The following is a 6,724-nucleotide window of genomic DNA, read 5'->3' as shown; positions in this document are numbered from 1 at the left end:
GAATATTATCTTCTCAAAAAGTTTCACTTCCTTATATTGAAAAACTACAATGATATTCCATTCAACAAGGCAAGATATAATAAAAAGCTTAAAAGGTATATAGACTATCATCAACTGCTTGAAATAATCCTGAACATAGATAATGAACTAACAGAAGCATATAATCTAAAGGAACAGTATATAACCTTTAATCATTATGCAACATCCGAGGACTGTAGAGAATGGCTATCAAGAATAATTCAAGAATATGCATCATCAGGAATTACTGGCTTCATATCATTATCTGGAACTCTTATAAACTGGTTTGATGAAATATGTGCATCATTTGATTTAGTAGATGGTCGAAGAATATCTAATGGACCAGTAGAAGGAATCAACTCCAGAATAGATAAGATACTTTCAAATGCATGTGGATATCAGAACTTTGCAAGAATGAGAAATAGACTAATGTACTCTCTTAATAAATCCTCTAATCCTTCCTCTTACGCTATTGATGAAACAATCAAAAGAGAAGGAAAAAAGAGAGGATCTTATAAGAAAAAGAACTAATAAAACATTTAAATAGAAGTAATATGAGCGCACTAAAGGGCAGTCATTTCTGACTGCCCTTTACAAGTGGAAACCCCCAAATATTTAAAGCGAGTTTTTTATTGACCCCCCTTAAAAATTAAAGGTTCTTTTTCATAAAGAAAAGGACTTCATTTTGAAGCCCTTTCTAACTCTTAACACTCTTTCTTTCTCATTACAAGATAAATACCACTCAATGATACAAAGATAGAACTAAATACACTTGCAAGTGGTGTCAAATCACTAGTCTGCGGTTTCTTATTTGGCTTAGTTTCACTTGGTTTAGATTCGCTAGGCTTAGTTTCACTTGGCTTAGAATCGCTAGGCTTTGTTTCACCAGGTTTGTTTTCATCTGGCTTAGATGGCTTGTCCGGTGTAATGACTGGATCTTTGACCTTTTCTAATCCATCAATTGCATCTTTAAGATTCTTATAAGCTGCATCTACTTCAGATTGCTCAGGTTCTTCCTTATTTAAAACATCCTGAGCCTTCTTTAAAGCGTCCTGAAGTTTATTCCAGCTTTCTTCTGTATAATCCTTCTGATTCTTATCAATAGAACCTACTAAATCCTCTAAATCCTTAGTATCAGCATCTTCTTTGATCACAGGAGTCTTCGCAATTAAATCCTTTAATAAAGCATTATAAAGATTTGTCTTTGCTTCATTGATTTCATTTGCTGAAGCATCTTCCTTCTTTAATACAGCTTTTGCCTTTTCTAATGCAATATCTAACTTTTCTAATGATTCTTTAGTATAAAGTGTACGATCCAATCCTTCTGCATGTTTAATAAGTGCTTCAAGTTCTTCTGCTCCATTTGTTGCTGGCACATAATGAATCTTGAATTCAGCTGCGCTGCCAAATCCACCCTTAGCTGCTAAAATATTAAATCTTACATACTTTGCATCAACTGCATCAAAGCTGATTAACTTACCTTCTGCATTTAATGGAAGTGTACCTTCTTTGACTTTCTTGAAAGTCTGCCCATCAGTACTTACTTCGATACTATACTGAGTCACTGTACCATTACCAGCATTACTACGTGGTAAATAATAAAGTCCATCTACCTTTTCAGTTGTGCCCATAGTAATCATATACCAGTGTGGTAAAGAAGCACCATTCCATAATGTATGCCAGAATGTACCTGGGTTACCATCTAAAGCATTAGAAGCAGGTGTTTTTTCATTTGCAGTTTCCTGTGAAGAAGCAGTACCTGTCATTGTACCCTGATAGTAATATAAATCAGCCACATCCAATAATACAAGTCGATCTAATGCACTCTGTAAATCTTTTGCATACGCATCAACCTGAGACTGCATACCTCTTGGTAAATCATATACAATATTGCTCTTAGCTGTTTCTAAAGCATCTAAAGAATCCTTTGTATAAATCTTAGTCAAATCAGTGTTAGGAATCTTTGCAAGAATTGCTTCAATTGCGCTGTAATCAGCCTTCTTATAAATAATAGTCGCAATCAAATCTTTCATACGTTTTACAACATCCGCAATACGCACAGCATCTGGATCAGCCTGACAAGTAAGGGCCTCTCCTTCTTTTATTAATGATCTCATTGCATCCTTCTTAGAAGCATCTACTTTCTTATCTGCTTCTAATGCATGTAAGATCAATAATGTGTTATCTAATTCACTCGTTGAAGCATAGTCCTTATTCTTTGCAAGCACAATATCATCAATATAGCCCACAAAAGCATGTGTTTTACTTCCCACTCTTTCAAATGGAATCATTGTAGTTGCAATAAGTCTATTGCCTTCAACCTTTTCATCATCACCCTTACGGTCTACAAGCTTGCCATTAACATATAATTCAGCATACTTGCGATTACGTCCGTTATCTGGGTTCTTGATTTCAATTTCAACCCACTGTCCTACTGGAAGTGAATAATCAAAAGTAATATCAAAGTTTTCTCTTGAGATAGCTACTTTACCTGTACCCTTTTGAACACCTTTGATAGAACCATAGCTTGATTCAAATAGAATCTGGTCTTTATCAACTGAAGATGAAGTACGTTTTACCTTGAATCTTAAGCTGTTGTTTAATCCTACAGTTGTATGAAGCTTAGTGTCTACATATGAAGAATCACCCAATAAATGAATAGCCTTCTTATAATCAACATCTTCTACATCTGCATTCACACCCTTATATGAAGTGTTATTGTCGATAACTTCAAATACACCATCTTTGTCTTCTACATTGTAGGCAAAGTTAGTACCAGGTGCATCTCCTAATAAGCCAGTTGCATTTTCTGCCTGACTCTGAGTCAATGATCCTTTACCCCAAAGCTTAGCACCAAATAATGCAGCAGATGCCTGAATACGATCATAAACGTCATATTCAGTAATACCATTATTGAGGTAATCTGTCATATCATTCCATACTGCAAAAGAACCACCAAGCATCTGTTTATCACCAGCAGGAATATGCTTACCACCCACTTCATTGATTGGTAAGTTATATACTGTTGAATTATTCAAATAGTCATAGTAGTACCCTGCATTTGGTACGATGTAATAGTTACCATCATTGCAGTTAATAAGGTCAAAGCCTTCTTCGTACATCTTATCCATATTAGCCCAGCCGTAGTTCCATAAGTTCATTTCTACATTCTGAGCCTTTACAGTTACACTACCCTTAAGACTTGATAAACTTCCCCATAGACGTGCTTTACGTCCTGATTTTTCTACATAATCAATCATATCGTTACAGAAGCGACGATATGCATTTGGATCCTTTGTATATTCATCCGCACCAATATGTACAGTTGTCTTAGAATCAAAGACTGGATCAGAACCATTCATATATTCACCAAAGATTTCCTGCACAAAAGCCACTGACTCATCATACTTAGTTACTAAGTTCAAATGATCATTGTCACGACCATAAGTACCGGCACGTAAGTCTGGACGCACCTTAGTAAGAGCAAGAGAATGCGCTGGTGTATCAATTTCAGGAACAATATTTACCCCATACATTCTTGACTGTTTAATGAAGTTTCTAAATGCCTTCTTAGTATAGAATACATCTGTACTTGTTAAATCAGCCTGGTTCTTACCACCCTTCTTGATATCAGATTCAAGACGGAATCCAGAATAAGCTGTCATAGGGTCCTTACCTGCATTAGAGTAATTTTCTAGAGGAATGACATTATCATTTAAATGTACCTGGAAGTCATTCAACTTATACCAAGACATTTCCTTCATCAACATTGTTAGATTATCCATAGTAAATGTCTTACGTCCTACATCAAGAATAAGACCTCTGACAGAATAAAGTGGATAATCTCTTGTCATACCCTTAGGCATAGTGAGCTTATTAAGCTTTAAAATCTGTAAAATAGTACGTGTAGACCAGAAAGCACCGGTTTCCTGTTCAGCTTTTACTGATACAGTATCACCAATTTCTAAAATATAGCCTTCCTTATCTAGCCCTAAGTTTTCTTTCTTATCTACAAGATCAAGAACGATATCTCCTGCTTTTGTTTCACCGCTTGTAACGATATCTAGCTTAGATCCTGTGATTTCCTTTAAATCACTCTGGAATGTTTTTGCCATTTCATTCAATTTAGAATTGCGCACCACAATACGACCATTCTTATTAAAGTTGAATGTACCTGTATGACCTTTCCATTCTCTTAATTCTGGTAATACGATAGGGGCTGCATTATCTCCCTGTTCGACGTTATATTTACCAGGAATATTCACTGCAATTTCTTTAAATAAATAATCATTCTTATCTTTCTTATTTGTTGCTTTGAAAGATAAAGTAGCAGTTGTATCAACTAAAGGCTGATAGATAGTCAAATCATCACCAACAAGCTGTTCATAATCAGCACCATTGAATGTAATTGTATAATCTTCAGATTCTGGAAGAGTTACATTAACCTTCTTATCACCCTTCTTCACTTCTGCCACTGTAATAGAATCCATCATTTCATTCACATCAACTGTTGGTTCTCCACCATATACTTCCATTTCATAAACAGAAATATTATTCCAGCTAATGCCTGTATCTGGATCTAATGGATCCATTGCATCAATATACAAGCGTACATAACGTGCCTTCACCGCTTTATCTAAGACAATCTTTTGAGTCTTATTAGCAGGACGACTGTTAAATACTTTTGCATCTGTCCACTTGTCTAATTCAGTTGCATACTGGATTCTATATTTTGTCGCTTTTCTTGTTTCCCAAGTTAAGCGTACAGTCTTGACATCTAATACATCTTCAAAATCCACATAAATCCAATGAGGTGCATTCTTTACATCAGATGCCCAGCGTGATGTTCCCTTAGTATTACCATCAAACGCTTTACCTGCTGTAAAAGAAGTACCACCTTCAACTGAAGAAGCCACTGCAGGCTTATTGAATGCTACGTTTTCTGTAGGGTTTTGAGGTGCTTTATCTGATGAATTCAATACTTCAAATTCACAGCATGATACACTGTCGTACCCTTCCATCTTTGTCACTTCAACTTTTACATAACGTGCTTTTTTAACACTAGATAAGTATTCTACAGAAGTACGTTTCTTGTTACCTGTTCTTTTTACAATAGCTTCACCCCAATTTGTATGATCATCTGAAGCATAGATATTATAAGAACCTGCATACACATCATTACTTTCCCAAACCATCTTTAACTGGTTGAAAGACTCAGACTTACCTAGATCTACATAGAACCACTGTACTGGAGCGCCTTCTGTAGACCATCTTGTACTTTCATTACCATCTGTGAGGTTTTTCTTAGGGAGTGTAGGATATTCTGCACTTACTACAACATTCTTGTTTAGCGCTAAATTGACATTCGTAGGTGTCTCAGTCTTTTCCTGAGTACCCATGACTTCAAACTCTGCCACTGAAATACTTGGATAAGCACCATCACGTAATTTTTCTACTGTTAATCTTACATAACGATACTGTACAGGTGTATCAAGTGTTACTACTTCATCTACGCCAAATCCTTCTGGTTTATCTGCTGAATTATGAATCAATGCATAAGATGAACCATTGAGTGATCCTTCAATCTTGAATTTACGTACTCTTTGCAGAGCATTACCATCCTTAGGATTCTCAAAATGGATATTAAAAGATGAAATCGTAGACTGTGCACCTAAATCCACATCAATCCAATGATTAGTCGCAGCATGTTCACCAAATTCAGTTGCCCAGCGTGATGACTTATCACCATCCACTGCTTTTTCAGCACCAAATCCAGAACATGCATAACTTGTTGTAACTTTCTTATTTAATGCAATATTTGTGATTGTATCTGCATGGACAAGTGTCATACTCCAGCTAGAAATAATCATACTCGCACTAAATAATGCAGCTACGACTTTCTTTAATCTTCCCACGATTTTCACTTTCCTTTCTGATTGATTGATTGTCCTCCAATAAAAAAAGACCAAACACAAAAAGACATGATGCAGCGCATGCTTTAATGTGTCTGGTCTTGCCTACTTAAAGTAACAATCCATCTCATGTAAGAGTATAGTCCATGTAACCTCTTACATCAAGCTTTTCATCACAATTATTTTAGAAATTTTTTTAGGTGTTTACCGCAATTTAGCCCCCACCTATATTTCATATAAAGGTGGGGAGTTCTTGTTCACGGTATGTTAAAAAAACAGGAGCACCCCCCAGATATGGGCAGAGGACACTCCTTATAGGCTTATTGTAAACACAATCCAAACAATAATCAACTTGATTTTTTTTGGTTAAACTATAATTTATTCACTTATTTGTATTTCTTCCTAAGATTAATACTCAATATTATTGCAACAACTGATGAAATAATTAATCCTACAACTAATGAGAATATCCAAAGATTATTTTCATTAAAAAGAAGAAGAACGGAAATATCCATAGATATTATGAAAAATACAAAGAAAAGATTTAAAATTTTAGTATCTTCTTTCCAATAATTTTCTTTATCACTATTATTTAAACTATTGTAAAATTCAAACCCACTGTCTAATTCTTTACCAACTTTAGTGCTTCTTATTTTGTTTGTTGCATACCAAATAAGTAGGTATATCATGTTTAAAAAAATAAAAATCATAGTATTCTAAAATGGTACCCATAAGGAGGACAACAACCTGACAGTTGTGATACCCACCTTGTGGGTATCTTTTTTTCATTTCGT

The 6,724-nt window shown here is 35.2% G+C and carries 3 protein-coding genes; 1 reads left to right on the top strand and 2 read right to left on the bottom strand.

Going from position 1 to position 6,724, the window contains the following annotated elements; translation table 11 throughout:
- Positions 1–549: transposase (locus ABUA27_RS11670; RefSeq protein WP_349820763.1), on the top strand; the 549-nt coding region annotated here is incomplete at its 5' end.
- A gap of 173 nt (positions 550–722) precedes the next feature.
- Here ABUA27_RS11670 and ABUA27_RS11665 read toward each other — a convergent pair.
- Complete coding sequence (locus ABUA27_RS11665; RefSeq protein ID WP_349820762.1) at positions 723–5,933, bottom strand: discoidin domain-containing protein; 5,211 nt, start codon at positions 5,931–5,933, stop codon at positions 723–725.
- 383 nt (positions 5,934–6,316) lie between these two features.
- Positions 6,317–6,640, bottom strand: coding sequence for a hypothetical protein (locus ABUA27_RS11660; protein WP_349820761.1), 324 nt, complete (start codon positions 6,638–6,640; stop codon positions 6,317–6,319).
- Between the last annotated feature and the right edge of the window lie 84 nt (positions 6,641–6,724).

The organism is Catenibacterium sp. RTP21428st1_D7_RTP21428_210409 (assembly GCF_040227455.1).
Lineage (GTDB): Bacteria > Bacillota_I > Bacilli_A > Erysipelotrichales > Coprobacillaceae > Catenibacterium > Catenibacterium mitsuoka_A.
The sequence above is the reverse complement of the archived record's forward strand: the minus strand, read 5'-3'. Positions and strand labels throughout refer to the sequence as shown.